The 24,204-nt window shown below is 63.0% G+C and carries 25 protein-coding genes and 1 pseudogene; 12 read left to right on the plus strand and 14 right to left on the minus strand.

Annotated elements, in window-relative coordinates:
- Positions 1-49: 49 nt before the first annotated feature.
- On the minus strand, positions 50-1,309 hold the full coding sequence (locus tag GWG67_RS00805; RefSeq protein ID WP_275167273.1) for a serine hydrolase: 1,260 nt from the start codon (positions 1,307-1,309) through the stop codon (positions 50-52).
- A gap of 236 nt (positions 1,310-1,545) precedes the next feature.
- On the opposite strand from GWG67_RS00805, the gene GWG67_RS00810 reads away from it, so the two are divergent.
- The gene (locus GWG67_RS00810; protein ID WP_275167274.1) at positions 1,546-1,896 is read left to right on the plus strand and encodes an ethanolamine utilization protein; all 351 of its coding nucleotides are present in this window, start codon (positions 1,546-1,548) and stop codon (positions 1,894-1,896) included.
- 87 nt (positions 1,897-1,983) lie between these two features.
- Here GWG67_RS00810 and GWG67_RS00815 read toward each other — a convergent pair whose 3' ends face one another.
- The 4 genes from GWG67_RS00815 to GWG67_RS00830 form a co-directional block, all read right to left on the minus strand.
- Positions 1,984-2,742: an SDR family oxidoreductase gene (locus tag GWG67_RS00815; RefSeq protein ID WP_275167275.1), complete on the minus strand. Its 759-nt coding sequence runs from the start codon at positions 2,740-2,742 to the stop codon at positions 1,984-1,986.
- Positions 2,743-2,904: 162 nt separating this feature from the next.
- Entirely contained in the window at positions 2,905-3,786 is an 882-nt protein-coding gene (locus GWG67_RS00820) for a GyrI-like domain-containing protein (protein WP_275167276.1), read from the minus strand.
- A gap of 131 nt (positions 3,787-3,917) precedes the next feature.
- Positions 3,918-4,817, minus strand: a complete 900-nt coding sequence (locus GWG67_RS00825; RefSeq protein WP_275167277.1) for an HNH endonuclease — start codon at positions 4,815-4,817, stop codon at positions 3,918-3,920.
- A gap of 124 nt (positions 4,818-4,941) precedes the next feature.
- Positions 4,942-5,859, minus strand: coding sequence for a LysR family transcriptional regulator (locus GWG67_RS00830; RefSeq protein ID WP_275167278.1), 918 nt, complete (start codon positions 5,857-5,859; stop codon positions 4,942-4,944).
- A 267-nt stretch (positions 5,860-6,126) separates the two neighbouring features.
- On the opposite strand from GWG67_RS00830, the gene GWG67_RS00835 reads away from it, so the two are divergent.
- The 5 genes and pseudogenes from GWG67_RS00835 to GWG67_RS00855 all read left to right on the plus strand — a co-directional run bounded on the left by GWG67_RS00835 (position 6,127) and on the right by GWG67_RS00855 (position 9,437).
- Complete coding sequence (locus GWG67_RS00835; RefSeq protein ID WP_275167279.1) at positions 6,127-6,861, plus strand: SDR family NAD(P)-dependent oxidoreductase; 735 nt, start codon at positions 6,127-6,129, stop codon at positions 6,859-6,861.
- A gap of 50 nt (positions 6,862-6,911) precedes the next feature.
- Positions 6,912-7,664 carry an SDR family NAD(P)-dependent oxidoreductase gene (locus GWG67_RS00840; protein WP_275167280.1) on the plus strand — a complete coding sequence of 251 codons (753 nt, stop codon included), beginning with the start codon at positions 6,912-6,914 and terminating at the stop codon, positions 7,662-7,664.
- Between the two features lie 32 nt (positions 7,665-7,696).
- Positions 7,697-8,297: pseudogene (locus GWG67_RS00845) on the plus strand (NADPH-dependent F420 reductase).
- An 85-nt stretch (positions 8,298-8,382) separates the two neighbouring features.
- The gene (locus GWG67_RS00850; protein ID WP_275167282.1) at positions 8,383-8,793 is read left to right on the plus strand and encodes a nuclear transport factor 2 family protein; all 411 of its coding nucleotides are present in this window, start codon (positions 8,383-8,385) and stop codon (positions 8,791-8,793) included.
- Between the two features lie 11 nt (positions 8,794-8,804).
- Positions 8,805-9,437: a class I SAM-dependent methyltransferase gene (locus tag GWG67_RS00855; RefSeq protein WP_275167283.1), complete on the plus strand. Its 633-nt coding sequence runs from the start codon at positions 8,805-8,807 to the stop codon at positions 9,435-9,437.
- Positions 9,438-9,520: 83 nt separating this feature from the next.
- Here the strand turns inward: GWG67_RS00855 and GWG67_RS00860 are convergent, their stop codons facing one another.
- From GWG67_RS00860 to guaA, 4 genes are all read right to left on the minus strand, one after another.
- Positions 9,521-9,904, minus strand: a complete 384-nt coding sequence (locus tag GWG67_RS00860; protein ID WP_275167284.1) for a hypothetical protein — start codon at positions 9,902-9,904, stop codon at positions 9,521-9,523.
- A 187-nt stretch (positions 9,905-10,091) separates the two neighbouring features.
- Positions 10,092-11,108 (minus strand): hypothetical protein, encoded by a 1,017-nt coding sequence (locus GWG67_RS00865; protein ID WP_275167286.1) that lies wholly within the window; start codon positions 11,106-11,108, stop codon positions 10,092-10,094.
- Positions 11,109-11,131: 23 nt separating this feature from the next.
- On the minus strand, positions 11,132-12,238 hold the full coding sequence (locus tag GWG67_RS00870) for a DUF4365 domain-containing protein (protein WP_275167287.1): 1,107 nt from the start codon (positions 12,236-12,238) through the stop codon (positions 11,132-11,134).
- A gap of 1 nt (position 12,239) precedes the next feature.
- Positions 12,240-13,838: a glutamine-hydrolyzing GMP synthase gene (gene guaA / locus GWG67_RS00875; protein ID WP_275167289.1), complete on the minus strand. Its 1,599-nt coding sequence runs from the start codon at positions 13,836-13,838 to the stop codon at positions 12,240-12,242.
- A gap of 147 nt (positions 13,839-13,985) precedes the next feature.
- On the opposite strand from guaA, the gene GWG67_RS00880 reads away from it, so the two are divergent.
- The 3 genes from GWG67_RS00880 to GWG67_RS00890 all read left to right on the plus strand — a co-directional run bounded on the left by GWG67_RS00880 (position 13,986) and on the right by GWG67_RS00890 (position 15,477).
- On the plus strand, positions 13,986-14,357 hold the full coding sequence (locus GWG67_RS00880) for a nuclear transport factor 2 family protein (protein WP_275167291.1): 372 nt from the start codon (positions 13,986-13,988) through the stop codon (positions 14,355-14,357).
- A 319-nt stretch (positions 14,358-14,676) separates the two neighbouring features.
- The gene (locus tag GWG67_RS00885) at positions 14,677-15,009 is read left to right on the plus strand and encodes a DHCW motif cupin fold protein (protein WP_219683300.1); all 333 of its coding nucleotides are present in this window, start codon (positions 14,677-14,679) and stop codon (positions 15,007-15,009) included.
- A gap of 258 nt (positions 15,010-15,267) precedes the next feature.
- Positions 15,268-15,477 (plus strand): cold-shock protein, encoded by a 210-nt coding sequence (locus tag GWG67_RS00890; protein WP_007592195.1) that lies wholly within the window; start codon positions 15,268-15,270, stop codon positions 15,475-15,477.
- Positions 15,478-15,603: 126 nt separating this feature from the next.
- Here the strand turns inward: GWG67_RS00890 and GWG67_RS00895 are convergent, their stop codons facing one another.
- Both GWG67_RS00895 and GWG67_RS00900 read right to left on the minus strand, forming a co-directional pair.
- Entirely contained in the window at positions 15,604-16,902 is a 1,299-nt protein-coding gene (locus tag GWG67_RS00895) for an RsmB/NOP family class I SAM-dependent RNA methyltransferase (protein WP_275167292.1), read from the minus strand.
- A gap of 34 nt (positions 16,903-16,936) precedes the next feature.
- Entirely contained in the window at positions 16,937-17,359 is a 423-nt protein-coding gene (locus GWG67_RS00900) for an MAPEG family protein (RefSeq protein ID WP_275167293.1), read from the minus strand.
- Positions 17,360-17,527: 168 nt separating this feature from the next.
- Here GWG67_RS00900 and GWG67_RS00905 point away from each other — a divergent pair, with 168 nt between their 5' ends.
- Together GWG67_RS00905 and GWG67_RS00910 are read left to right on the plus strand one after the other, a co-directional pair.
- Positions 17,528-18,187 carry an acriflavin resistance protein gene (locus GWG67_RS00905; protein ID WP_275167294.1) on the plus strand — a complete coding sequence of 220 codons (660 nt, stop codon included), beginning with the start codon at positions 17,528-17,530 and terminating at the stop codon, positions 18,185-18,187.
- Between the two features lie 70 nt (positions 18,188-18,257).
- Complete coding sequence (locus GWG67_RS00910) at positions 18,258-19,100, plus strand: metallophosphoesterase (RefSeq protein WP_275167295.1); 843 nt, start codon at positions 18,258-18,260, stop codon at positions 19,098-19,100.
- A 16-nt stretch (positions 19,101-19,116) separates the two neighbouring features.
- On the opposite strand, the gene GWG67_RS00915 is transcribed toward GWG67_RS00910, so the two are convergent.
- From GWG67_RS00915 to guaB, 3 genes are all read right to left on the minus strand, one after another.
- Positions 19,117-19,407 (minus strand): hypothetical protein, encoded by a 291-nt coding sequence (locus GWG67_RS00915; protein ID WP_275167796.1) that lies wholly within the window; start codon positions 19,405-19,407, stop codon positions 19,117-19,119.
- 150 nt (positions 19,408-19,557) lie between these two features.
- Complete coding sequence (locus GWG67_RS00920; protein WP_275167296.1) at positions 19,558-20,580, minus strand: NADP-dependent oxidoreductase; 1,023 nt, start codon at positions 20,578-20,580, stop codon at positions 19,558-19,560.
- Between the two features lie 255 nt (positions 20,581-20,835).
- Positions 20,836-22,326, minus strand: a complete 1,491-nt coding sequence (guaB, locus tag GWG67_RS00925) for an IMP dehydrogenase (RefSeq protein WP_275167297.1) — start codon at positions 22,324-22,326, stop codon at positions 20,836-20,838.
- Positions 22,327-22,712: 386 nt separating this feature from the next.
- Here guaB and GWG67_RS00930 point away from each other — a divergent pair, with 386 nt between their 5' ends.
- Positions 22,713-24,203 (plus strand): MFS transporter, encoded by a 1,491-nt coding sequence (locus GWG67_RS00930; protein WP_275167298.1) that lies wholly within the window; start codon positions 22,713-22,715, stop codon positions 24,201-24,203.
- Position 24,204: the final 1 nt, after the last annotated feature.

A 24,204-nucleotide genomic window follows, 5' to 3' on the forward strand; every position in this document is an offset into this window, starting at 1 on the left:
GCAGGATGGCATTTTGCCGATGCGCTGGCGGGAGCTGCCGTAGGCGCGCTCACCCGCCCGCCATCAGCTCCTTCGCCAGCGCCATGTAGGCCGGCAGCGTCACGGGGTCGTTGGCGGCGTTGCCCGCTGCGGGGTGCGAGGCGTAGCGCGCGATCACCATCTCGGCCCTGGGATCGACGTAGATGCCCTGGCCGTGAACGCCGCGCGCCACGTAGGCGCCGTGGGCGTTGTGCGTGACCCACCATTGATTGCGATAGGACGCACCGGGCAACGTAGTGTAGCCGGCCGGCTTAAATTTTTCGGGATCGCCGCCGCGCGCGATGTCCTCGACGACAGATGAAGGCACGATCTGCCTCCCGTTGAAGCGGCCGTGATTGCGCATGGTCTCGCCGAAGCGGGCGAGATCGCGCAAGGTGGTGGAGAGGCCGCCGCCGCCGCTTTCGGTGCCGATGCGATCGACGTGGTAATGCGCGTCCTCCTCCGCGCCGATACGGGTCCAGATCCGTTCCGAGAGAAAATCGGACAGCGTCATGCCGCTGGCGCGCCGGATGATCCAGGCCAGCACATCAGAATTAACGGTCTTGTAGGCGAAGACCTTGCCGTGCTCACCCTGCTTCTTCTGACCGACGAGGAAATCGAAAATGTTGGTCGCGCCGTCATAGCCCGGTTCGATCGGCGCCATGCCGTTCGCCCGCCGCAATCCCCACACCGCGGAATTCCTGTCGGTGTAGACTTCGGTGTAGGCGAGCCCGGTTGTCATATCCATGGCCTCGTGCACGCGCGCATCGCCGAACGCGCTGGCCTTCAGCTCCGGCACATACTCAGTGACAGGCGCCTGCGGATCGATCTTGCCTTCGGCGACCAGAATGCCGGCGAGCACGCCCGTGAACGACTTCGTCACCGACATCGCGATATGCGGCTTGTGTGGCTTCAACGCGCCGAAATAGCGCTCATAGATCAGCCTGCCCCGATGCAGCACGACGATGCCGTCGGCATAGGTTTCCTCGAGCATCTTCGCGAACGTCATGGGCCGGCCGTCCATCGTGGTCGACGCGGAGGCGCCGATGTCATGGTCTTGGCGCGGCAGCACCGATGCAGGCTCCGCCCCACGCCAGACGTTCACGGTCGGCACCAGCTGGCGGATGTTGCTCCAGGCCCAGCGCAGCTCGGGGAAGCTACGGAACGACCCGTTCTGGAAGCTGATGGTGCGGTTTTCCGGTGGCGGGAAGCCCTTCATCCAGCCGACTGTTTCCGGATCGGTTTCGGCGGCGGTTGCGGGCGGCTGACTCGGGGCGGTGGCGGCGGACATGAATATTGGGCTCCGGAAGCGAACGACGGGGATCTCGTATCATGGCGATCGGTGGCGAACATCCAGTGTTTACGCCGAGGTGACCGTCGCCGCGCGCTGGGCACCAACCGTCTCCTGCGCTCCACCATCGTCCGCGCCATCTGCGTCAAACCGCCCCGCAAGGCGCGTTGAACAACACTTGCCTGGTGCTTCTATCGTCCTCAACCCTCCAACTTTGAAAAGATGGAAGACATCTCATGCAAGTTCGCAAGTTTGCCATCTCGGACGCAACGCTTGAGCGTTCGCCGGGACAGGACGGCGACATATTCGTCGGCAATGTGATCGACCAGCGTCACGACGCGCCGATCACCATCGGCTACGGCCGCTACGCGCCGAACCAGATCCTCGACGAGAAAATCGCTGTCGACGACGTCATGGTCGTGCTCGAAGGGAAGCTCTCGGTGTCAAGCAACGCCGGCACCGTGACCGCCGGTCCGGGCGAGATCGTCCACATGCCCAAGGGTGCGCAGGTCACCATCCGCTCGCATGAGCAAGGCGCCGTCACCGCCTATGTCACCTATCCGCACTGGCAGGAGCCGCGCGGGTGAGGCAGGCCCTCGCGCACCGCACCCCGTCATGAACTGGTCTGATCGACGGCGCAGAGCCCCGTCTATCAAGCCCCAGCGGGTTCGTCGTCACGTCAGGCGCACCGACATGCCGCCGTCAACCGTCATGGGGCTGCCCGTCATGAACGATGCCCGGTCGCTCAGGAGAAAAACGGCTGCCTGCGCGATCTCCTTGGGAGTGGCCATCCGCTTCATCGGATGAAGCCCGGCGATGAAATTCAGGGCGTCGGGATTTCCTGCGCCTGCCGCCGGGGTGATGGTCCCTCCAGGCAGAAGCGCGTTGACGCGAATGCCTTCGGCCGCATGCTCGGCGCCCAGCGATTGAGCCAGGCCGATCAGTCCTGCCTTTGAGGCTGCGTACGCCGCCATTCCCGGCATGCCCCCGTTGCTGAAGCCAACGAAGGACGAGGTGAAAACGATCGAACCGCCGCCCTGCTTGCGCAGCGCCGGGATCTGCGCCTTCGCGCCGAGGAATGCCGAGGTGAGATTCACCGCAAGCACATCGGTCCAGTTTTCGACGCTCATCTCGGGGACCGGCGTCATGTCGCCGACGATGCCGGCATTGTCGAAAGCGCCGTCAAGTTTTCCGAAGGTCTTGACGGCGTGCTCGACAAGGCGGGCGGCATAGCCGGTGTCCCGAACGTCGCCCGGGAGAAAAGTCGCGCGCCCTCCGGCGCTCTTGATGCTTGCAACAACGGTCTGCAGCTCGGGGGCGCGACGAGCCCCGAGCACCACATCGGCGCCTTCGGACGCGAACAGCGACGCCGCGGCAGCACCGATACCGCTGCTGGCGCCGGTTATGATGATCGTTTTGTTTGCCAGTTCCACCGCGAAACTCTCCTGATGTCAAAAGTAGCCGAACAAGACATCAGGCACCTGCGAGCCGCCACCCGTTTTCCGAGTTGAACGCGGGATCACGTCGTGGCGGTATTGATCGGGAATGGTGGCCTGCCGGCTGCTTGCGACCGAAAGGCCACGCCGCCTCCAGGGCTATTTCAGCGGCAGAAAGAGCTCCGCGACCGTCTCGTGCTCCGGCACCTCCGGGAAAAAGCTCAGCCGCTGGCAATAGATCGGGAAGTCACGTGCTTCCTCGCCGCTAGCCGGAAGCCAGTCGCGATAAAGGAAGAGCGCGGCCGGCTCGAGGTTGTCGGTGTAGCCGATAACGCGCAGCACCGCGCAGCGTCCGCCGGGGATGTCGCCGGCCTTGATTTCTTCGCCGTTCGCCACGATCGGCTGGTCGGTCCCGACGCAGAGGTCGACGCTGTAATCGGCGGGTGACGCAGGCCGCCGCTCGGAGCGCCAGACCGTGAAGGTCGGACTTGTCCTGGGGTGCAGGTTCGCCGCCTTGCGCCACGCGATGAAGCGCTGGATCGTGGCGGGAAGCGTCGCCGGGTCGCCGCGATGCTCCATGATCGCCACCTTGGTGGGTTGCACATCGCGGATCGTCACGTCTTCGTTGGTAAAGGTCTTCTGCATGAGCTTGCTCCTCGCATTGTCGAGAGGCCCGAAGGCCGCAAGCCACGGCTCCCAGTCGGGAGACTTCCGGAACGACGACGGCGATTGCCAGAACCGTTGCCGAAAGGCGCGGGCGAAGGCATCCGGTGCCTCGTAACCGGCATCCATCGCAATCTCCGTGACATCAAGGGCGTCCAAGTAGGCCAGCTGGTGCGACGCGCGCTTCATGCGGGCCAGCTGGACATAGCGATGCACTGATAATCCGACGGTTGCGGAGAACTGCCGGTGGAAATGAAATTTTGAGAAAGCCGCAACAGCACTCACCGTGTCCAGATCCAGATCATCGTCGAGATGCCGGTCGATATGATCAAGCACCCGTCGCATCCGGTCCTGATAGTTTCGCAGTGCCGCCTTCATCGTCCCTCCTCCGTGGCGGCTCCATCTAGTCGCTGACGGCCATGACACGCTCGACCGATCTTGCGGTTTGGCATTGAGCCGACCTTGATCCCCGCGGCTCGTACGGGACGAAGCTACAGCCCCCTACGCCTTCATTGCTTGAAGCAATGCTCGCGGTGCCACTTCAAAAAATGGGGGTGAGGCCGATCTGATAATCGCTTTGGCTCAAGCGCGCGACTAGTCTTGTTGATGACTGCTCGGACTCCGTCAAGATCGTTTGTCTGACGCGAGATCAGTATGCCCAGATCATCAGCCAAGCTGATCAAACCACGATCGAACATCCAATGAGCGGTACCCGACAAAGCGATCCCACTGCTTACAATGTCCGGTCCATTCGCCTCCACAGACCGTATATGCGCCGCCGCGACCTCCGCGCGTCCCATTCCGTTTATGAGCTTCAGCCCGGTAATGGCGCAACGTTCGTCGTAGGCGCGCACTACAATCCGACGAAAAACCCGATCACGTAGTACTCTCGATACCGTAAGGCTCACACGATCTCGCTGCTGCTCGAATTTGAAGGGCGCCTGCTCTTTTTCAGCGAGTTGAAATTGAACATCAGCATCAACGCGCGGCAGCACCGGCGCGCCCTCCGCGAATCCAAGCTCGAATATTCGATTGAAATCGTCGGGTGAGATTGGGCGAACCGCCGACTGAGCACGCCCTGAAATTCGTCCCTGCTCGTTCAGCAGGCCCCGTTCCAGAAGACCGGTCGGCCCGTTGAAAGCCACCGGATTGGCAAAATCGAGATAGCTTCCGGGTTCCATCAAAGCGAGATACATCCCGGAAGTACCGGGATCGGGAATGACCTGCTGAACCCGAGCAATTGCAAAGTAACCGCGCGTTTCAGCAACCTTGCTCGGTTCGTAATATACTATCCAATCGCCGATGCAGGCTTCAACGCGATGAAGATATTGACTGGGAAATTGATATTGTTCAGCGGGGCTGTCATCGTAGATCGAGTCCAATCGATGGATGAATACCCCAAATCCCATGACCTAAGCGGCGCTGCCTCTCCAGGAAACAACACCCAGCAACGCTGGTTCAATAGCAGTCACAACCCTACTCTCACTCGATTGTTCTGAAGCACGATAACGCATTGATCTGTCGAGGCAACCTTTACGCCCGTGACCCGCCGCGCGTCAGTCGCGCCCCCGCCAGCCCCGCGAGCAGCGGAGCGTACGCGGCGAGCCGGCGGGATACGAACTCGGTGAAGAGCCGCACGCGCTTGGTTTTGCGTGTCTCCCCCTGTGTGAGAAGCCAAACCGTTCCGTACATGTGCAACTCGGTCCCCGGCACCCGCACCAGCAGCGGGTCCGCATCGCCGACGAAGCACGGCAGTGTGGTGATCCCCAGACCTTGCCGGACGGCAGCGATCTGCCCCCCGGCGTCGCTGGTCCTGAATGGAACGCCCGTGGTGCGAACCTCGCCCGCGCTGGCCCAGTCCGGGATGCCATGCATGCTGATGACGATCCACCGGATGGGATCAGGCGCGCCGGCACGCCACGCGGCCAGCCGATCCCTGGACATGTAGACGGCGCCGAACAGCTCCGGTCCCTTCATGCCGTGAAGATTGAGCGGCAGGGTTTTGCGGTCGTAGACGACGCGGATCGCGACGTCGGCCTCACGGTTGGTCAGGTTGGCCAGCTCGCCAAACGACAGGATATCCATCTCGATATCAGGATGCAGACGCGCGAAATCGGCGAAATCGGGCATGAGCAAATGTGTCGCCATCGGCGGCGCCAGCGTCACCCGCAGACGCCCGCGCACGCCCTGGTCGCGCCCGAACACGCGCGTCTCCAGCTGATGCGACGACGCTTCCATCTGGTCCGCGAATTCGAGGACCTCCTCGCCCGCAGCCGTCAGGCGGTAGCCCGAAGGCAGCTTTTCGAACATCTGGACCCCGAGGCGTTCCTCGAGCTGGGCGATGCGTCGCAGCACGGTCGCATGGTTCACATCGAGGCGCTCGGCGGCAGCCCGCACCGAGCCTCCGCGCGCGACGGCTAGAAAGTAGCGAACGTCGTCCCAGTCGATCATGGTGCGATCCCGCACCGCGCGGTGCGCCTTCCAAAGCTCGTACCTGAGGCATCTAACAGCAGTCCGGCGGTGATCATAGCCTCTGCCGGCAAGAACGGCACAATTGCGAACGGCGGACGCCGATGGTGACCGCTGGTGTCAGCCGTCGGGCCGGATCGATTTCGCACCACCGATGTGCGCGCTTCCGCACTCAATGCCTGACGCCGGCGGACCTATGTCGGGGACGTCGGGGGCAGATGCTGTCCCGACACCACGACAGGAGAACTTATGGGAAAGCTCGACGGCAAGGTTGCGGTCATCACGGGTGGCGCGACCGGCATCGGCCGCGCCGCGGCAAAGCGTTTCATCGAGGACGGCGCCTTCGTCTTCATCTTCGGACGCCGACAGCAAGCGCTCGACGCAGCTGTCGCCGCCCTCGGGCCCAACGCCCGCGCGGTGAAGGGCTCGGTCTCGGATGAGGCCGACCTCGACCGGCTCTTCGCGGCGGTGAAGGCCGAGCGCGGAAGGCTCGACATCGTCTTCGCCAATGCCGGAGCGGGAAGCCAGCTTGCGCTCGGCAAGATCACGGCCGCGCACATCGACGAAACCTTCGACACCAATGTGAAGGGTACGATCTTCACGGTGCAGAAGGCGCTGCCGCTGATGCGCCGGGGCGGTTCGATCATCCTGACCGGATCGAGCGCCGGCACCACGGGCGCGCCGGCCATGAGCGCCTACAGCGCCAGCAAGGCGGCCGTGCGCAACCTCGCGCGGACCTGGGCGGAGGACCTGAAGGGCAGCGGCATCCGCGTCAACGTGCTGTCGCCGGGGGCGACCGCGACCGAACTCGCGAAGGAAGCGCTGGGCGAAGAGGGACAGAAGGTCTTCGCCGCGATGACCCCGCTGCAGCGCATGGCCGATCCCTCGGAAATTGGTGCCGTGGCGGCCTTTCTCGCCTCATCGGACAGCAGCTTCATGACCGCCAGCGAAGTCGCCGTCGACGGCGGACTTGCGCAACTCTGACTCCCGGCGCGGTCCCGCGCCAGGCTCACACATAACGAAAGAGAAACGACATGAAAAAACTAGAAGGCAAGATCGCAGTCGTCACCGGCGGAAGCAGCGGGATCGGGTTGGCCACAGCCAAGCGCTTCGTGGACGAAGGTGCGCACGTGGTGATCACCGGGCGACGCGAGAAAGAGCTGAAGGAGGCCGCAGCGTTCATCAAGACAAACGTGACGACGGTCGTGAGCGACGTCTCTCGCTTGGAAGACCTGGACCGGCTCTATGCCATCGTGAAAGAGAAACATGGTCACATCGACATTCTCTTCGCGAACGCGGGCGCGGGGACGATCGCGCCGCTCGCGCTAGCGACCGAGGCCCATTTCGACCAGACCTTCGATGTGAACGTGAAGGGGCTGTTCTTTACGGTGCAGAAGGCCCTCCCCCTTTTCAAGGACGGCGGTTCGATCATCCTGAACTCATCGGTCTCGAACGTGTTGGGGCTGCCGGGATTCAGCGTCTACGCCGCGAGCAAGGCGGCTGTGCGCAACTTCTCGCGCGCTTGGACGCTGGAGCTGAAAGACCGAAAAATCCGCGTCAATACGATGAGCCCCGGACCGACCGAGACCCCTGCCCTGGAGACGACGACGGGCCTGACCCGCGAGCAAGCCGAGCAAGCGGCCGCTCAGTTTGCTTCACAGACCCCCATGGGTCGCAGGGGCAAGCCGGAGGAAATCGCGGCTGCCGTCACGTTCCTCGCCTCCGATGAAAGTTCTTACATCACCGGCGTGGATCTCGCCGTCGATGGCGGCATGGCGCAGGTCTGACCGCGGCATCAACACAAAATCAGAGAAACATCATGAGCTACGCAATTATCGGCTTCGGCCATATCGGCCAGGCGCTGGCCAGGGCGTTTGCCCGCAATGGCATCGAAGTCTCCGTCGCAACCACGCGCGATCCGGAAAGCTTCGCAGCCGATGCGGCCGCGATCGGACCCACGATCATTCCCAAAACACTGTCGAGCGCGGTCAAGACGGACATCATCTTTTTGGCGGTCCGTTTCGAGTCGCACCAGGATGTCGCGAAGGCGCTGCCGACGTGGCAGGGCAAGACGATCGTCGATGTGACCAATGCCTACGGCGTGCCCCCGGAGAAACTGGGGGGACAACCTTCGTCCAGGGCCGTCGCGCAAGCTTTCACTGGCGCTCGGCTGGTCAAGGGCTTCAACCATCTGGGTGCTGCCGTGCTTGGCCAGCATCCGGCCGTCCATGGTGGCAGGAGAGTCGTGTTCCTGGCGAGCGACGATGACGCTGCCACAGGCGGAGATTGGCACGCTTACCGAAAAGCTCGGCTTCGCGCCGATCAAACTCGGCGGGCTTTCGGAAGGTGGACTGCTCGTGCAGGCGCGCGGAAACAGCTGGGGTCACCTGATCTTCAAGGATCTGGTCAAGTTCGGCTGACGAACACGACGTCCCCACCCTTGGGGAGACGACGCACGGGATCGGATCGCGCGCGATCCGATCCGAGTGAAATGGAGAGATTCACATGAGCATCGAGACAAACATCCAGATCGTGAAGGACTTCTTCGCCGCGATCGGCCGCGGCGACAGCGAGGCTCTGCTGGCGCTGGTCACCGTGGACATCGAGTGGATCATTCCGGGTGAGGACTGGCCGCTGGCCGGCACGCATCGCGGGCACGACGGGGTGACGGATCTGCTGGAGACGGCATCCAGATCGATCGAAACGTCCACCGAACCCCGGGAGTTCGTCGCGCAAGGCGACCGGGTTCTGGTCGCCGGCTTCGCGAAGGGAAAGATCAAAGCCACGAACAAGATTTTCGAGGACGACTGGGTCTTCGCCATCACCGTTCGAAACGGCAACCTGACGAACATCCGGGAGTACATCGACACGCAGGCACTGGCACGAGCCGCGCGCGTGTCGAATGCCCGAGCTTAAAGGAGATCCAGATGTACGACCAATCCAAGCTGTCCGAGTTGATCCGGTTCGCACGCATCGATGCGGGCGCCACCGTCATCGACGTTTACCCGGGCGATGGCGACTGGACGCGTCTCTTCTCCGAGATCGTGGGACCCGAAGGACGGGTTGACAGCTTCGTGCCGGCCGAAGTCGCGCACTTCAAGAACGATCCGCTCGGTCGCATGCGCACGCTTGCGAAGGCGCCGGGCCGAGAGAACGTCGAAGCCATCTCGGCGGACCTGGTGGCGATGCCGCAGGCCACGCAACCAGCGGACGTCCTGTGGTTGCACCTGTTCTACCACGATCTCCACACCGCGCTGATCCAGGCCCGGGGCGCGACCGCTGCCGACTTCAATCGCGCCGTCTACGAGCGGCTGAAGCCCGGCGGGTGCTACGTCATCGTCGACCACGCCGCCGCGCTCGGCGCGGGCACCAGCGACGCCCAGTCGCTGCATCGAATCGAGCCTGCCTCCGTTCGCGAGGAGGTGGAGGCGGCCGGCTTCGTGCTGGACGCGCAAAGCACCCTGCTCGCGAACAAGGACGACCCGCACACGATCAAGGTGTTCGATCCCGCGATCAAGGGCAAGACCGATCGCTTCGCCTATCGGTTCGTGAAGCCGTGAGAGAGATCGTAGGGCGGATTAGCGAAGCGTAATCCGCCATCTTGAGCGCGACTCGGCGAGAGTGGGCGGATTGCGCAGCCGGATCACTTTTTAGTCGTGCCCTCAGATGGCTGCGCTGCCGACCCGCCGATTTTCGTCGAGACCACGTAGACGTCGACGGCGCTCATCGAGCATTCCTCGCTTGATGCCTGGTTTTTCGTGATGACCTCGATCGTCCTGCCATCCTTGGTGTGAAACGTGATGTCGTAAACCTGCTGGTGGAGGTCCTTGCCGATCTTTTCGGACGCGAGACGAACGGCCTTGGTCTGCGCCTCGATCACTGATGGGATATCAATCAGGCCGGCGTTCTTGAGGTGCACGAGGGCCATGTTCCTGGGCCAACTCGCGCAGTCCGGAGACTTCGCCAGAGCCACCGCAGCCGGCATGGCAAATATTGCGGCCATCACCACTTTCAACGCGGCGCGCATCAATGCAACACCTTGATGGTGTGGTCACCACTTTCACATATCTGCTTGCGCCTATCGATCGGCAGGACGGCAATGGACATGCCGTCGCGGTCGCCGTGCTTGCAAAGCTTCTTGCCAGGTTTAAGGTTCTGCTGGACTGCACTCACAGTAACACCAGCGCCCCTTGCACCGCCACGCGGGTTGGGCATCATATACCCCTTATCGAATAGCTCAGGCTCGGGATGAAGGAGATATTCCAAATTCGTTCGATCATTGCTTGTGCCGTTTTCAATGCAAGCTGAGTGTCCGTTGCGTTCGGCGAATATTTCAACTTATGGACGACCTTATTCCGAAACCCTCGAACGGTGTCTATGTCTTTGAATAAAGAGTTTGGCAGCACATCCCAAAGCTCAAGCAGATTGGAGACCATGCTAATGGTGAAATCGCGGCCAACTAGAAAATCATGCCTCTCACGATTGATCTTCTTTTGGCCATTCTCAAATTCACGATTGAGGCTAGCGAGGTGACGCTCCCACAAGTGGGCAATGCTCCCCTCAGTGATGAACCATGCGAGAATTAAGGACGTCTCGTAGTTTCCAATTTTGTACTCGCTTAGCCCCTTCGCGAAGGATGCCAAGTCTTTTTCGGAACCTGGAGAACTAATGACTGAAGCAAACACAGTCGAGGCATGCTGAATGACGTCCATAGAGACGACATGCCGCATCATAATCCTTGAGTCGTACTCGATTGCCACTCCATGCGAGTAGTTTGAAAGGTACCGGCCCATTTGGAAGACAGATGCAACGCTTTCCATTGCTATGTTTTCGCCGACACTCTTACCGTCTTCGTAGCGGACACGGAATGCATCTCGGTTGGCGATCTCATGGAGATCAAAATAGGCAAAATTGGCGACTTCCAGCATCGCCGAGTCGAGCAGCAGATAGAAAGCGTTCAGGAAATCGAGATAGTCGCCCCACCTCCTTACGATGTCTTCAATCCTCCCAGGTTGGTCCTGTTCCTGACCTCCTTCCAAAGCCTCAATGCGGAGCATGATCCGACCGTCCCTGCAAATCTTTATCGTGTAGGAATCCGTCTCACACGAAAAGACTTCCTCTGCCATTTGGTCATGAAACCAGCCTTCGCGCTCCCGGCTTGAGAAGTCGAGTTTACTGCACGCCCAAAATGGCCTTGATGGGTAGAAGGCAGTGAATTGGCCGATTGGCACGGAGTGGCACTCCTTGATGATGGTCAGCGCGTCGTAGGAGGGGTGGAGCAATGCGACACCGGTCCTAGGCGCTGGGTGAACGATTTCCCGTTGTCGCGCCGCCAGAAACCCCACCAACGTGGTTCACTCTGGGACCAGGCATAGAGGTCAGCCGCCAACTGACGTACGGCTGGCTTGAACGTTTCGTCGTCCCGAATCGCAGCTAAAATCTTTGGGCTATCTTGATGTCCACCCAAGAGAGGCATCAAGCTGTAACCAAAGCTCGGACGTTCAAAATCACTGTCCGGCAACATCGACAAAAGCTTACCAATATCTTTTGGTCCAAAGGCTAGGACTTTTGCGACGGCCGGCCGGCGAATCTCTGGAGGAATCTGACCGGAGTAATAACCGATGTCGTCGTGTCCAAGCAGCTTAGCCAGCCCCAGGGGGAGATTAAGAGTTAGTTGATCCACAGGCCTCGAGCGAAACGCGTCAATGAGACAGTCCCAAGCAGAGGCTTCACAGTAGTACCGCGCCGGAATTGTACGAACACCGATGTCGTGAGTTTCAATATCGTTGGAGACAACCCAGTCGCACAATCTTTCAAGCGGAACATTTGGCGCTTCTCCCAAGAGGGTCGGAACCAGGATTGCGGCAAAATCAGTATCGTCGAACCTATTCCAGAGCGCCTTCGTAAAATTGAATGTCGTGCCCGACTTTAGACTCGATCTCCGAAACTCGGTCGAGATCGCTTGCAGATTCACCCACCAAGCAGCCATTTCAGTAGGATCATAGACGACCCCCAATGTGAGAAGGTCATGCTCTGCCCGAAAGCGGATATGGGCAGCCGTCGCCGGTAAATGACAGCGATCAGGTGAAACGTAGCTCGCGCCGGACTTGATCTGGAAAGCGACTTCCCGAGGCCGAACATGACCATCCACAACCAACACCATTGTGGCGTCTTGTCCAAAGTCATGCTGAAGATTGATTTCTTTGAATAGACTTCCCGCCCCTTCCACAACGCCGCGCACAAAATTCACGCCCGCGCGTTCTGTGACGACGTTTCCGCGCGTCTTCATCAAATGACCGCCACGATGCTGCGACCCGTTCTCCGACGTAGAGCCACCCGGCATTTTGGGTGGCAGCTTCAATCTACTCCCACTCAATCGTCCCAGGCGGCTTGCTCGTCACGTCGTACACCACCCGGTTCACGCCCTTCACCTCGTTGATGATGCGCGTGGCGGTCTCGCCCAGAAACTTCATGTCGAACTGGTAGAAGTCCGCGGTCATGCCGTCGGTGGAGGTGACGGCGCGCAGGCCGACGACAAAGTCGTAGGTGCGGCCGTCGCCCATGACGCCCACGGTCTTCACCGGAAGCAGCACGGCAAAGGCCTGCCAGATGTCGTCGTAGAGGCCGTGCTTGCGGATCTGGTCGATGTAGACGGCATCGGCCTTGCGCAGGATGTCGAGTTTTTCGCGCGTGATCTCGCCGGGGCAGCGGATGGCGAGGCCGGGGCCCGGGAACGGGTGGCGGCCGACGAAGATTTCGGGCAGGCCGAGCTCGCGGCCTAACTTGCGGACCTCGTCCTTGAACAGCTCGCGCAGGGGCTCGACGAGCTTCATGTTCATGCGTTCAGGGAGACCGCCGACATTGTGGTGCGACTTGATCGTCACCGAGGGGCCGCCGGTGAAGGAGACGCTCTCGATCACATCAGGATAGAGCGTGCCTTGCGCGAGGAAGTCGGCGCCGCCGATCTTCTGGGCCTCCGCCTCGAACACCTCGATGAAGAGACGGCCGATGGTCTTGCGCTTGGTCTCGGGGTCGGTGACGCCTTCGAGCTCGCCCAAGAACTGCTTCGAGGCATCCACGTGCACGAGCGGGATGTTGTAGTGGTGGCGGAACAGGTCGACCACGGTCTTGGCTTCGTCGAGACGCAGCATGCCGTGATCGACGAACACGCAGGTGAGCTGCTCGCCGATCGCTTCGTGGATCAGCACGGCCGCGACCGCGGAATCGACTCCGCCGGAGAGGCCGCAGAGCACCCTGCCCTTGCCGACCTGGGCGCGGATCTTGGCGATCTCCTCCTCGCGGAACGCGCGCATGGTCCAGTCGCCGGAGAGGCCTGCGATCTTGCGAACGAAATTGCGGATCAGTTTTGCACCGTCGGGCGTGTGCACCACTTCCGGGTGGAACATCAGGCCGTAATATTTGCGCGTCTCGTCCTGGATGATCGCGAACGGCGCGTTCGGCGAGGTGCCGGCGACCGAGAAGCCCGGCGGCATCTTGGTGATGCGGTCGCCATGGCTCATCCAGACCTGGTTCTTGCCGCCTGGTGACCAGACATCCTCGAACAGCTTGCTCGGCGCCTTCACCTCGACATCGGCGCGGCCGAATTCGCGGTGATGGCCGCCCTCGACCGTGCCGCCGAGTTGCTCCGCCATCGCCATCTGGCCGTAGCAGATGCCCATCACGGGCACACCGGAATCGAAGATCGCTTGCGGCGCGCGGGGCGAGCCCGCCTCATGCACCGACTCAGGGCCGCCGGAGAGAATAACCGCCTTCGGCTTCATCTCGTTGAAGGCTTGTTCGGCCTTGTTGAACGGGACGATCTCGCAATAGACGCCGTCCTCGCGCACGCGACGCGCAATGAGCTGCGTCACCTGGCTGCCGAAGTCGACGATGAGAATCTTGTCATGCGCCGAGGCCACCGAGGGCGTCGACGCGGAGCGGTCGGTCTGTGCTGCTGTCATGGCAAGCAAATACGCGACGGGGGCTTTTCCCGCAACCGCGCGGGCCGCGCGCCCACATTCTTCTTTGGGCATGACAAATCAATATAGGTAAGTATTATTGACCTAATCGCCCCATCCTCAAACAGGGGCCAATCAGGGAGAACGCTCGTGTCAAAACACCATCAGCCATCACAGCTCGCCGCGCTCGGCCGGACCTGGGTCGAGGCCTGGAACACGCGCGATCTCGAGCGCGTGCTCACGCTCTATGACGAGGATGCCGTGATGACGTCGGACCGCATCCCCATGTTGGGATTCGATGAAAGCGGCACCGTGCGCGGCAAGGATGCATTGCGCGCCTATTGGGGCAAGGCGCTCGCCCTGGTGCCGAACCTGCATTTCTCGCTGATCGAATTGTTTGTCAGCCCTGATAGCGTGGTGGTGTTCTACGAGAACGAGCGGAGAAAGCGGATCTGCGAATATCTGCGGGTGAATGCGGCCGGAAAGATCGTGCAGGGATCGGCGAATCATCCGGTGCATTGACGCTCGCTGGGTTGGACGACGCGCCCTCACCCACCGCTGGATTCCCCGCGAAGGCGGGGAATCCAGCGGTGCCGCGGCTTTTCCATATCACGGCACGGCCTCTGGAATACTGGATCGCCCGGTCGAGCCGGGCGATGACACCGAGAGTGAGGCGCGAGCGTGCCTCAAGCTCGTCATTGCGAGCGCAGCGCGCAGCCAAGCAATCCAGGCTGCCGCTGCAGATGCATCACTGGATTGCTTCGCTGCGCTCGCAATGACGGAGACTGCTGGACGAGCGTACGCTAACAACGGCACTGCCGGCACCGAGACAGGACACTCCATGAAGCTCCCCACCTCCCCCTTCACCGTCACCGACTGGAGCAAGGTCGAGCCGACCATCCATCCCGGCGAGACCGGGCAGGCCCAGTGGCGCACGCTCAACATCGGCGATCTCCGGGTGCGGATGGTCGAGTATACGCCGGGCTATCTCGCCGACCATTGGTGCGACCGCGGCCACGTGCTCTACGTGTTGCAAGGCGAGCTCGACAGCGAGTTGCGCGACGGGCGCAAGTTCAAGCTCACGGCGGGGATGAGCTACCAGGTCTCGGATTTCGGCGACGCCGCGCACCGGTCCTCGACGGCGACCGGGGCGACGCTGTTTATCGTCGATTGAGCGCCCTGGACGGGTTAATTTGCACCGCAAAATAGCAAAATACGGGGACATCCCGAGCGGCGGGTGGTGCCTTGAAGTGGCCCCAAAATCTCGCTATATTGTGATCATCGATACTTGGCCGAACGACTGGGCCGCTTCGCTTCGTTGCTGACGGGCGCGCACGCTTCAGATGATTTCTCCAACATCGACTGATCAGGACTATGGGCGCAATAATGCGTACCGGTCCGCGTGTTAACTTCTTAAGCAAAGGAAATTCCCATGGCTATGGGCACCGTGAAGTGGTTCAACAATCAAAAGGGTTTTGGTTTCATTCAGCCGGATGACGGCGACAAGGACGTGTTCGTGCACATCAGCGCCGTCGAGCGCGCCGGCCTCTCGACCCTCAACGAAGGTCAGAAGGTCTCGTTCGACATCGTCGCCGATCGTCGCAGCGGCAAGTCCTCGGCTGACAATCTCCGCGTCGGCTAACGCCAGCGCACCGTTCTGACCACGGACGTACCGGCAGAACGTACAGCTAGAAAACCCCGCGACCGGGTTCCGGTTCGCGGGGTTTTTGTTTTGGGGGCCGCCGCACCCGCGGTGACGGGGGGTGGGTTATGCCTTCTTCAAGACCGAGACGAAGAACCCGTCCGTCCCCGTCCGCCGCGGCGTCATCAGCCACCCTTCGGCGGATCGTAGCGCGGCTTGCTCAAACTCCTCCGCCTTGTCCCAGAGCACGCTCGCGGTCTGCTCGGGCGGCACCACCGCGAACTCGGGATGGCGGGCGGTGAACGCCCTCACCTGCTCGCCGTTCTCCTCTGAAAGCACCGAGCAGGTGATGTAGGCGATGCGGCCGCCGGCCTTGACCAGCGGAACCGCGCGGTCGAGCACCTCGGTCTGGTCCCGCAAGCGAATCTCCAGCGCGCCCGGGCGCATGCGCCATTTGGCATCTGGGTTGCGGCGCCAGGTTCCGGTTCCCGTGCAGGGCGCGTCGATCACGACGAGGTCGGCGGTGGCGCTGATCTCGGCCAGCGGATCGGCGTCGCCCTTCGGCGTGCGCACATCGGCATTGTGGACGCCGGCGCGCGACAGGCGTTCGTGGATGGGCGCGAGTTGCCGCTTGTCGCTGTCGGTCGCGATCAGCCGGCCCTTGCCCTGCATCATCGCGGCGAGCGCCAGCGTCTTGCCGCCGGCTCCCGCACAGAGATCGATCACCTGCTCGCCGGGTTTTGCCGCGGTCAAGGCAGCCGCAAGCTGCGACCCCTCATCCTGGACTTCAATGGCGCCCTTGATGAAATCCTCCTCGGCCTGGATGCCGGGGTTGCGCGCATCGGCCGAAAGCTCGATGCGCAGCCCGGTTGCGGACCACTGCGTTGGTTTCGCATGAAGATGAGCAAGCGCGCCCAGCACCTTGTCGCGATTGGATTTTAGCGTGTTGACGCGCAGGTCGAGCGGCGCCCGGCTCGCCATCGCGGCCGCCTCCGCGACACGCTCGTCGCCGAACGCCTTTGCCAAATACGGATCCAGCCATTCTGGATAGTCGCCGGCGATCGCGGCCGGGGCCCCTTCAAGCGACCGCGAGGCGAGCGCGGTCTGCTCGGCCTCGGTCAACGGCGCGGGAGCAAAGCGGCTGCCGTCGAACAGCGCGGCCATCGTCGCCGCATCCATGTTGCGCTCGAGGCGAAGCATGCCGATCAGCCGCGACCGCGCGGTGTCCGAATCCATCAGGTAGGCGCTCGAGGCATAGCGGCGCAGCACGTCCCAGACGAGGCCGGCAATGGCGGCGCGGTCGCCGGATCCGGCGAAGCGGTGCGCGGTGCCCCACTCCTTCAGCGCCTTGGCCGCGGGCACGCGGTCTTTCTCGATGGTGTCGATCAGTTCGATGGCTGCGGACAGCCGGGCAGCGGGAGTCATTTGAATCTTTCAGATCAAATCCGACGGCTAACCGTCAGATCAACAAGAGCATCTTCAGTGCGAAGTAGATCCACATCGCGAGCAGCACGAGCACGCCGGCGAGCCAGATCGTGGAGCGGCGTCCGAGATTGTTGGAGGAGACGAAAATTCCGGCATGGACGAAGCGCGTCACCACGAACACCCAGGACATCAGCACGATGAACAGATCGGCATGGCGCAACGGGAGCGCCAGCGCGATCAGGGCGTAGAACAGCACCGGCAGTTCGAACTGATTGCGGTAGCAATTGGCGAATTGTGTGGCCCCCTTCGGCCAGTTGGGCTCGCCCAGCGCAATGTCACGGCTCTTGGTCTCGCCGGACACGAGCGCGCGCCGGCGTCCCATCGCCATGGCGATCAGGAGCGCGAAGGTGAGACCGACCTGCACGAAAACCGGCAGCAAAACCATTTGAACGGACATCGGAATTTCCCGGGATTTCCCAACCGGCGGAAGCCGCAGCTAGCGTCCATTAGCGGTCACCGCTGGTCCTGACAATCAACGAGTTGAACCGGCGTTCCCGATGAGGCGACCAACTGTCGACAGTTAAAGCGATTTTGCCCCTTGGGGCGCGCAAGGCGAGAGACCGCCATGAACACCCTCTTCAGCCAGATCGGCAGCCTGACCGGTGCTTTGACCGAGTCCGCCGACGGCCAGTTCGGCATCCTGATGTCGGCACTGGCCGGCATCGCGACGGCGCTTGCGGTGGCGCTGGCGATGACGGTCTACTTCCGAATGAGCTATCGGACCTGGCGTGATGTCCTCAGGCACGGCCTCGCTGCGCTCGCCGCCCTCGCTCTGTTCGCGTTTGCCGCCTACGACATGCGCCATGCCGCGCTCGCCTATCTCGGCCTCAATCCCTCGAAACCCGCGATCGAGTTCGAGATCCGCATGCCGAGAGAGACCTTGGCGGCCGTGTCCGACACCCAGATCGAGCTGCATACCGACCGCAACCAGACGCTGGCGCTGGTCGACGGCGTGCGGGAGCTCGGTGATGGCCGCTCCGTGCTGCGTGGCGTGGTGGCGCTCAACCATCGCACCGCAGACCGCGTGCTGATCGTGAATCTGCCCGGCAAGGGCACCTTCGAATTCCGCCTCCGCCTGCCGGCCGAGCCGCATCGCTCCGAGCAGTCCGGCACCCAGTTCGGCCCTCAGTTCGGTCCCTGGCACCTCGCCGACCGCATCGCCTCGCCGCTGGCAAGCCCGGTCGCGCCGCAGGACGCCTACACGATCCGCTACCGCGTGCTTTAAACATTGTTCGATCGCGGACCGCGGACGCGCCGTCATCGTTCCGACGTCGGGCGGGGCCTATGATCGATCCATGTCCGAATTTCGCCTGACGCAGATCTCCGACACCCATCTTGGCCGGCGCTTCCCTGGCCTGATCGCCAACTTCCAGGCGCTCAGCGAGCATATCGACACCGATAGGCCCGATCTCGTCGTCAACACCGGCGACGTCTCGTTCGACGGACCGACCAGCCGCGACGATGTCGAATTCGCCAAGGGCCTGCACGACGCCCTGCCTGTCGCCTGCCGCTACATTCCCGGCAATCACGACATCGGCGACAATCCGACCGCGATCGGCCCTGCGCCGAAGCCGCCGGTCGCGGAAGCGCACCGTCAGCAATTCCGCGGGATCATCGGCGAGGACCATTGGTCGTTCGAGGCCGCGGGCTGGTGCTTCATCGGCCTCAACTCGCTGGTGATGAACTCAGGGCTCGCCTTCGAGGCCGAGCAGTTCGTTTGGCTCGCCTCCGAAGTGTCGCGCACGAACGGCAAGCCGGTCGCGCTGTTCGTGCACAAGCCGGTATTTCTCAACCTGCCCGACGACCCTGAAACACCGGAGACGTCGATCCGCTACGTGCCGCAGCCGGCCCGTGCGCGACTGATCGAGATGTTTGCACATGTCGACCTGCGCCTCATCGCCAGCGGTCACGTGCACCAGCGGCGCGACTTCACCTGGCGCCACACCCGCCACGTCTGGGCGCCGTCGGCGGGCTTCAAGATCAACGATGCGCGCCAGGACCGGATCGCGATCAAGGAGGTCGGGCTCGTGGAGTACCGCTTCCAGCCCGACGGCTTCGAGCTTCGCCACGTCAGGGCCGCGGGCCAGGTCGATATCGATATCGAGGAGCTGCTCGCCCAGATGGGCGGCGAGCATTAGCGCTGCCCATCGCTGCTCAAGCGACGCTCTTGAGATCCTGCTGGATCGCGGCAAGCAAGAACTGCAGAGCGTCGCTGTTCACCGGCTTGGCCCCGGTATTGGCGGGCTGAACATTGGCAGGCCGCGCGGCTTTGACCGGACGCTTGGGGAATGGCGGCGTGGGTATGCTCATCGCGGATTGCGCGAACACGTCCTCGGTGTGAACGAACTTGCCATGAATGACGTCGTCGCGACGGCCCATGACAAACATCGTCGCCCAATAACCGGCAGCCAGCAGGATTACGCAGAAAACAACAAGCTCTAACATCATCGCACCTGAAATATGCGCAATGATTCAATGCCTTCGCCTGCCCGTCAATGAACCGACGGTCACATCTGCGGCTTTTACGGGCAGGTGTGGCCGATCGGTCACTCTTTGTTAACGATACCCGGCCCCGAGGGGGCCGAGAGCAGCGGATCAAGCCTTATCCGGCCCGACCCGCACCAGCTGCTTGCCGAAATTGGCCCCCTTCAGAAGCCCCATGAAGGCCTCGGGCGCGCTCTCCAGGCCCTCGGTGACGAACTCCTTGTACTTGACCTTGCCCTCACGGACCCAGCCGGACATGTCGCGCAGGAAGTCGCCATGGCGTGAGGCGAAGTCGGAGACGATGAAGCCGCGGAAGGTCAGCCGCTTGGTCAGGGTCGCGCGCATCATGCTGGCGGCCCATTTCGGCGGCTTCGCTTCGGTGTCGTTGTAGTGGGCGATGAGGCCGCAGACGGGTACGCGCGCAAACGCATTGAGCAGCGGGAACACCGCCTCGAACACCGCGCCACCGACATTCTCGAAATAGACGTCGATGCCCTTCGGGCAGGCATCCTTCAGCTTCGCCGCCAGATCGGGATCGCGGTGATCGATGCAGGCATCGAAGCCGAGCTCCTCCACGACGTACTCGCATTTGTCCTTGCCGCCGGCGATGCCGACCGCGCGTGCGCCCTTGATCTTCGCGATCTGTCCCACGGCCGAACCGACCGCACCGGAGGCACCGGCGACGACGACGGTCTCGCCTGCTTGCGGCTTGCCGATGTCGAGCAGGCCCGTGTAGGCGGTCATGCCGGGCATGCCGAGCACGCCGACGGCCGTCGAGATCGGCGCGAGCTTCGGGTCGATCTTGTTCAGCCCCTTGCCGTCGGAGATCGCGTGCGTCTGCCAGCCCGCGCGCGAAAGCACGATATCGCCCTTGGCGAAGTTCGGATTGTTGGAGGCTGCGACCTCGCAGACCGTGCCGGCTTCCATCACGCCGCCGACGGGTACCGGCGTCGCGTAGGACGGACCGTCGCTCATGCGCCCGCGCATATAGGGATCGAGCGAGAGCCAGATGGTGCGCAGCAGGACTTCACCTGCCGCAGGCGTCGGCACGGCGAATTCCTCGATGCGGAAATCGGACGACTTTGGCTCGCCGACGGGACGCGCGGCGAGAACGATGCGTTTGCCTTGGGACATGATGGCTTCCTCCTGAGTTTTCTTCGTCGCGAACGGAAGCGGAGCGAGCGGAGCACGTCAATACAAAAGCGACGGAGCGTAGTTGCAGGACAGCGCCGCAAATGGAGTTTAGTACACGCCAACCACGCCCTCGCTGTCATCGCCCGACTTGATCGGGCGATCCAGTATTCCAGAGGCGGTCGTGGTCGAGCCGAGAAGCCGCGGCGTACTGGATGCCCCGGTCAAGCCGGGGCATGACAGCGGAATGTGGAGCGCCTAACCCCCACCCGGATAGTTCGGCGCCTCGCGCGTGATGGTGACGTCGTGGACGTGGCTTTCGCGCAGGCCCGCTCCGGTGATGCGCACGAACTGCGCCTTGTTGTGCAAGTCCTGGAGCGTCCCTGCACCGACATAGCCCATCGCAGCGCGCAGGCCGCCCGCGAGCTGGTGCATGACATTGCCGACCGGGCCCTTGTAAGGCACCTGCCCTTCGATGCCTTCGGGCACGAGCTTGAGCGTGTCCTTGATGTCCTGCTGGAAGTAGCGGTCGGCTGAGCCGCGCGCCATCGCGCCGACCGAGCCCATGCCGCGATAGGCCTTGTAAGAGCGGCCCTGCCACAAGAACACTTCGCCGGGCGTCTCGTCGGTGCCGGCGAGCAGCGAGCCGACCATCGCGATGTCGGCACCGGCAGCGAGCGCCTTGGCAAGGTCGCCGGAGAACTTGATACCGCCGTCGGCGATGACGGGGATGTCGGACTTCTTCGCCGCCTCGACCGCATCCATGATCGCGGTGAGCTGCGGCACGCCGACGCCGGCGACGATGCGCGTGGTGCAGATCGAGCCCGGGCCTATGCCGACCTTGATGCAGTCCGCGCCCGCATCGATCAGCGCCTGCGCGCCCTCCGAAGTCGCGACGTTGCCGGCAACGACCTGCACGGAGTTGGACAGGCGCTTGATGCGGTTGACCGCATGGAGCACGTGACGGGAATGGCCGTGCGCGGTGTCGACCACGACGAGATCGACGCCGGCATCGATCAGCCGCTCGGTGCGCTCGAAGCCGCTATCACCGACCGTGGTGGCGGCGGCGACGCGCAGGCGGCCCTGCGCGTCCTTGCAGGCCAGCGGATGCGCGACCGCTTTCTCCATGTCCTTCACGGTGATCAGGCCGACGCAGCGATATTGCTCGTCGACCACGAGCAGCTTCTCGATGCGGTGCTGATGCAGCATCCGCCGTGCCTCGTCCTGGCTGACATTCTCCCGCACCGTGACGAGACCTTCGTGCGTCATCAGTTCGGAGATTTTTTGCTGGCGGTCGGTGGCGAAGCGGACGTCGCGGTTGGTGAGAATGCCGACCAGCTTGCCCGGCGTGGACTTGCCCGCACCGGTGACGACGGGAATGCCCGAGATGCCGTGATCGCTCATCAGCTTGAGCGCGTCGTCCAGCGTGGCGTCGGGGCTGATGGTGAGCGGGTTCACCACCATGCCCGACTCGTAGCGCTTGACCTGCCGCACCTGGGCGGCCTGCCCTTCCGGATCGAAATTGCGATGGATGACGCCGATGCCGCCGGCCTGCGCCATGGCGATCGCCATGCGGGCTTCGGTGACCGTGTCCATGGCGGAAGCCATGATCGGGATGTTGAGCGGAATGGCGCGGGTGACGCGGGAGCGGATGTCGACCTCGCCCGGCATGACGTCCGACAGGCCCGGCTTCAGCAGCACGTCGTCGAACGTGAGGGCTTCGCGAATGCCTTGTTGCACCGTGGCCATGTGCCAACTCCTTCCGCGGCCCTGCCGCAAATAGCTATGGATGAGCGCCGCCCTCGGCGTACCTTGCGGCAACGCCGGAGAATCGGAGCCCATCGGTGGGGTTGACGCGGGTCGATAGCACGGGCGGGCGACGAATCAAAGCAATTCGGACCGCCGGCCAGCCATGCACAGGCTATTTTGGGCAGGTTCGGCGGCGGCTCGTGCTGGCGGATGGCGTCCGCGACCTCCGGTGCCGATAGATCATCGCCATCTCCGGCACGGGGCGCGCACCCACCTGGGCTCACGCAGGATTTAGGTGCCATGCGTCGATCCGCAATGGTCGCGGCCCAGCGGCGGTGATAAGCCGCAATTCGCGCCCTCCTTCCGATTTCCCTTACCAATCCGTCATGGTCGACAAGCAACGCGTCATCCCGCTGATCGTGGCCACTGCTCTCTTCATGGAGAACATGGACTCGACGGTGATCGCCACGTCGCTGCCCGCGATCGCGGCCGACATTGGCACCAGCCCACTGACGCTCAAGCTCGCGATCACCTCCTATCTGCTGTCGCTTGCGGTGTTCATCCCGGCGAGCGGCTGGACCGCCGACCGGTTCGGCGCGCGCATGGTGTTTGCGATTGCCGTCGGCGTGTTCATGGTCGGCTCGGTCGGCTGCGCCCTCTCGACTTCGGTCACCGACTTCGTGTTCGCGCGCATCCTGCAAGGCATGGGCGGGGCGATGATGACGCCGGTCGGGCGCCTCGTGCTGTTGCGGTCGGTCGACAAGAGCGCGCTGGTCAATGCCATGGCGTGGGTGACGGTCCCTGCCCTGATCGGCCCCGTGATCGGGCCCCCGCTCGGCGGCTTCATCACCACCTATGCGTCGTGGCACTGGATCTTCCTGATCAACATCCCGATCGGGTTGCTCGGCATCTTCATGGCCTTGCGCTTCATCGATCCCATCAAGAGCGAGGAGCGGGAGCCGTTCGACCTCTACGGCATGGTGCTCGCCGGCCTCGGGCTCGCCGGCATCGCCTTCGGGCTGTCGGTTGCCGGCCTCAATCTGCTGCCATGGAGCACGGTTGCCGCCCTGGTCGTCGGCGGATCGATCTCGATGACGCTGTATGTCCTCCACGCGCGGCGAACGGGGTCGCCGGTGCTGGACTTCACGCTGCTAAGGCTGCCGACGCTGCGCGCGGCCGTTCTCGGCGGCTTCATGTTCCGGCTCGGCATCGGCGCGCTGCCGTTCCTGTTGCCGCTGCTGATGCAGATCGGCTTCGGCCTCTCGCCGTTCAAGTCCGGCCTCGTCACGTTTGGCTCCTCGCTGGGCGCCATGGGCATGAAGGCGCTGGCCGCACGCATCATCCGCGCTTTCGGCTTTCGCAACCTGATGACGGTGAACGCGATCATCAGTGCGGTCTTCCTCGCCGCCTGTGCGCTCTTCACCGTGACGACGCCGCTGCTGATCATCATGATCATCCTGGTGGTCGGCGGCTTCTTCCGTTCGCTCGAGTTCACCGCGATCAACACCGTCGCCTATGCCGAGGTCGAGCACGCGCAGATGAGCCGCGCAACCACGCTCGTCAGTGTCAACCAGCAGCTCGCGGTATCAGCCGGCGTCGCGGTCGGCGCCGCGTCGGTCGAGACGACGATGTGGCTCAGCCACGCCAGCGAGCTCAACGCCACGGTGTTCGCGCCGGCCTTCCTCGTGGTCGCCCTGACCTCGGCGGCCTCGAGCTGGTTCTTCTGGCAGATGCCGGCTGATGCCGGCCACGAAGTCTCCGGCCGCAAGGCGGTGGAGATCGCGAGCCGCAAAGGTGCCGGCAAGGGCGCGGAGAAGGCGGCCGTGAAGGCCGCAACCGAGGATACGCAGGACGTGCGGGATCAGCGGCTGGGGTAGC

Origin of the sequence: Bradyrhizobium sp. CSS354 (genome assembly GCF_029051725.1) — a bacterium.
Classification (GTDB): domain Bacteria; phylum Pseudomonadota; class Alphaproteobacteria; order Rhizobiales; family Xanthobacteraceae; genus Bradyrhizobium.

Excerpts from the sequence above, each read along its gene's own strand:
- GWG67_RS00805 (WP_275167273.1), bottom strand. The coding sequence starts at position 1,309 with ATGTCCGCCGCCACCGCCCCGAGTCAGCCGCCCGCAACCGCCGCCGAA.
- GWG67_RS00810 (WP_275167274.1), top strand. The coding sequence starts at position 1,546 with ATGCAAGTTCGCAAGTTTGCCATCTCGGACGCAACGCTTGAGCGTTCG.
- GWG67_RS00820 (WP_275167276.1), bottom strand. The coding sequence starts at position 3,786 with ATGAAGGCGGCACTGCGAAACTATCAGGACCGGATGCGACGGGTGCTT.
- GWG67_RS00825 (WP_275167277.1), bottom strand. The coding sequence starts at position 4,817 with ATGGGATTTGGGGTATTCATCCATCGATTGGACTCGATCTACGATGAC.
- GWG67_RS00830 (WP_275167278.1), bottom strand. The coding sequence starts at position 5,859 with ATGATCGACTGGGACGACGTTCGCTACTTTCTAGCCGTCGCGCGCGGA.
- GWG67_RS00835 (WP_275167279.1), top strand. The coding sequence starts at position 6,127 with ATGGGAAAGCTCGACGGCAAGGTTGCGGTCATCACGGGTGGCGCGACC.
- GWG67_RS00840 (WP_275167280.1), top strand. The coding sequence starts at position 6,912 with ATGAAAAAACTAGAAGGCAAGATCGCAGTCGTCACCGGCGGAAGCAGC.
- GWG67_RS00850 (WP_275167282.1), top strand. The coding sequence starts at position 8,383 with ATGAGCATCGAGACAAACATCCAGATCGTGAAGGACTTCTTCGCCGCG.
- GWG67_RS00855 (WP_275167283.1), top strand. The coding sequence starts at position 8,805 with ATGTACGACCAATCCAAGCTGTCCGAGTTGATCCGGTTCGCACGCATC.
- GWG67_RS00860 (WP_275167284.1), bottom strand. The coding sequence starts at position 9,904 with ATGCGCGCCGCGTTGAAAGTGGTGATGGCCGCAATATTTGCCATGCCG.
- guaA (WP_275167289.1), bottom strand. The coding sequence starts at position 13,838 with ATGACAGCAGCACAGACCGACCGCTCCGCGTCGACGCCCTCGGTGGCC.
- GWG67_RS00885 (WP_219683300.1), top strand. The coding sequence starts at position 14,677 with ATGAAGCTCCCCACCTCCCCCTTCACCGTCACCGACTGGAGCAAGGTC.
- GWG67_RS00890 (WP_007592195.1), top strand. The coding sequence starts at position 15,268 with ATGGCTATGGGCACCGTGAAGTGGTTCAACAATCAAAAGGGTTTTGGT.
- GWG67_RS00895 (WP_275167292.1), bottom strand. The coding sequence starts at position 16,902 with ATGACTCCCGCTGCCCGGCTGTCCGCAGCCATCGAACTGATCGACACC.
- GWG67_RS00900 (WP_275167293.1), bottom strand. The coding sequence starts at position 17,359 with ATGTCCGTTCAAATGGTTTTGCTGCCGGTTTTCGTGCAGGTCGGTCTC.
- GWG67_RS00905 (WP_275167294.1), top strand. The coding sequence starts at position 17,528 with ATGAACACCCTCTTCAGCCAGATCGGCAGCCTGACCGGTGCTTTGACC.
- GWG67_RS00910 (WP_275167295.1), top strand. The coding sequence starts at position 18,258 with ATGTCCGAATTTCGCCTGACGCAGATCTCCGACACCCATCTTGGCCGG.
- GWG67_RS00915 (WP_275167796.1), bottom strand. The coding sequence starts at position 19,407 with ATGTTAGAGCTTGTTGTTTTCTGCGTAATCCTGCTGGCTGCCGGTTAT.
- GWG67_RS00920 (WP_275167296.1), bottom strand. The coding sequence starts at position 20,580 with ATGTCCCAAGGCAAACGCATCGTTCTCGCCGCGCGTCCCGTCGGCGAG.
- guaB (WP_275167297.1), bottom strand. The coding sequence starts at position 22,326 with ATGGCCACGGTGCAACAAGGCATTCGCGAAGCCCTCACGTTCGACGAC.
- GWG67_RS00930 (WP_275167298.1), top strand. The coding sequence starts at position 22,713 with ATGGTCGACAAGCAACGCGTCATCCCGCTGATCGTGGCCACTGCTCTC.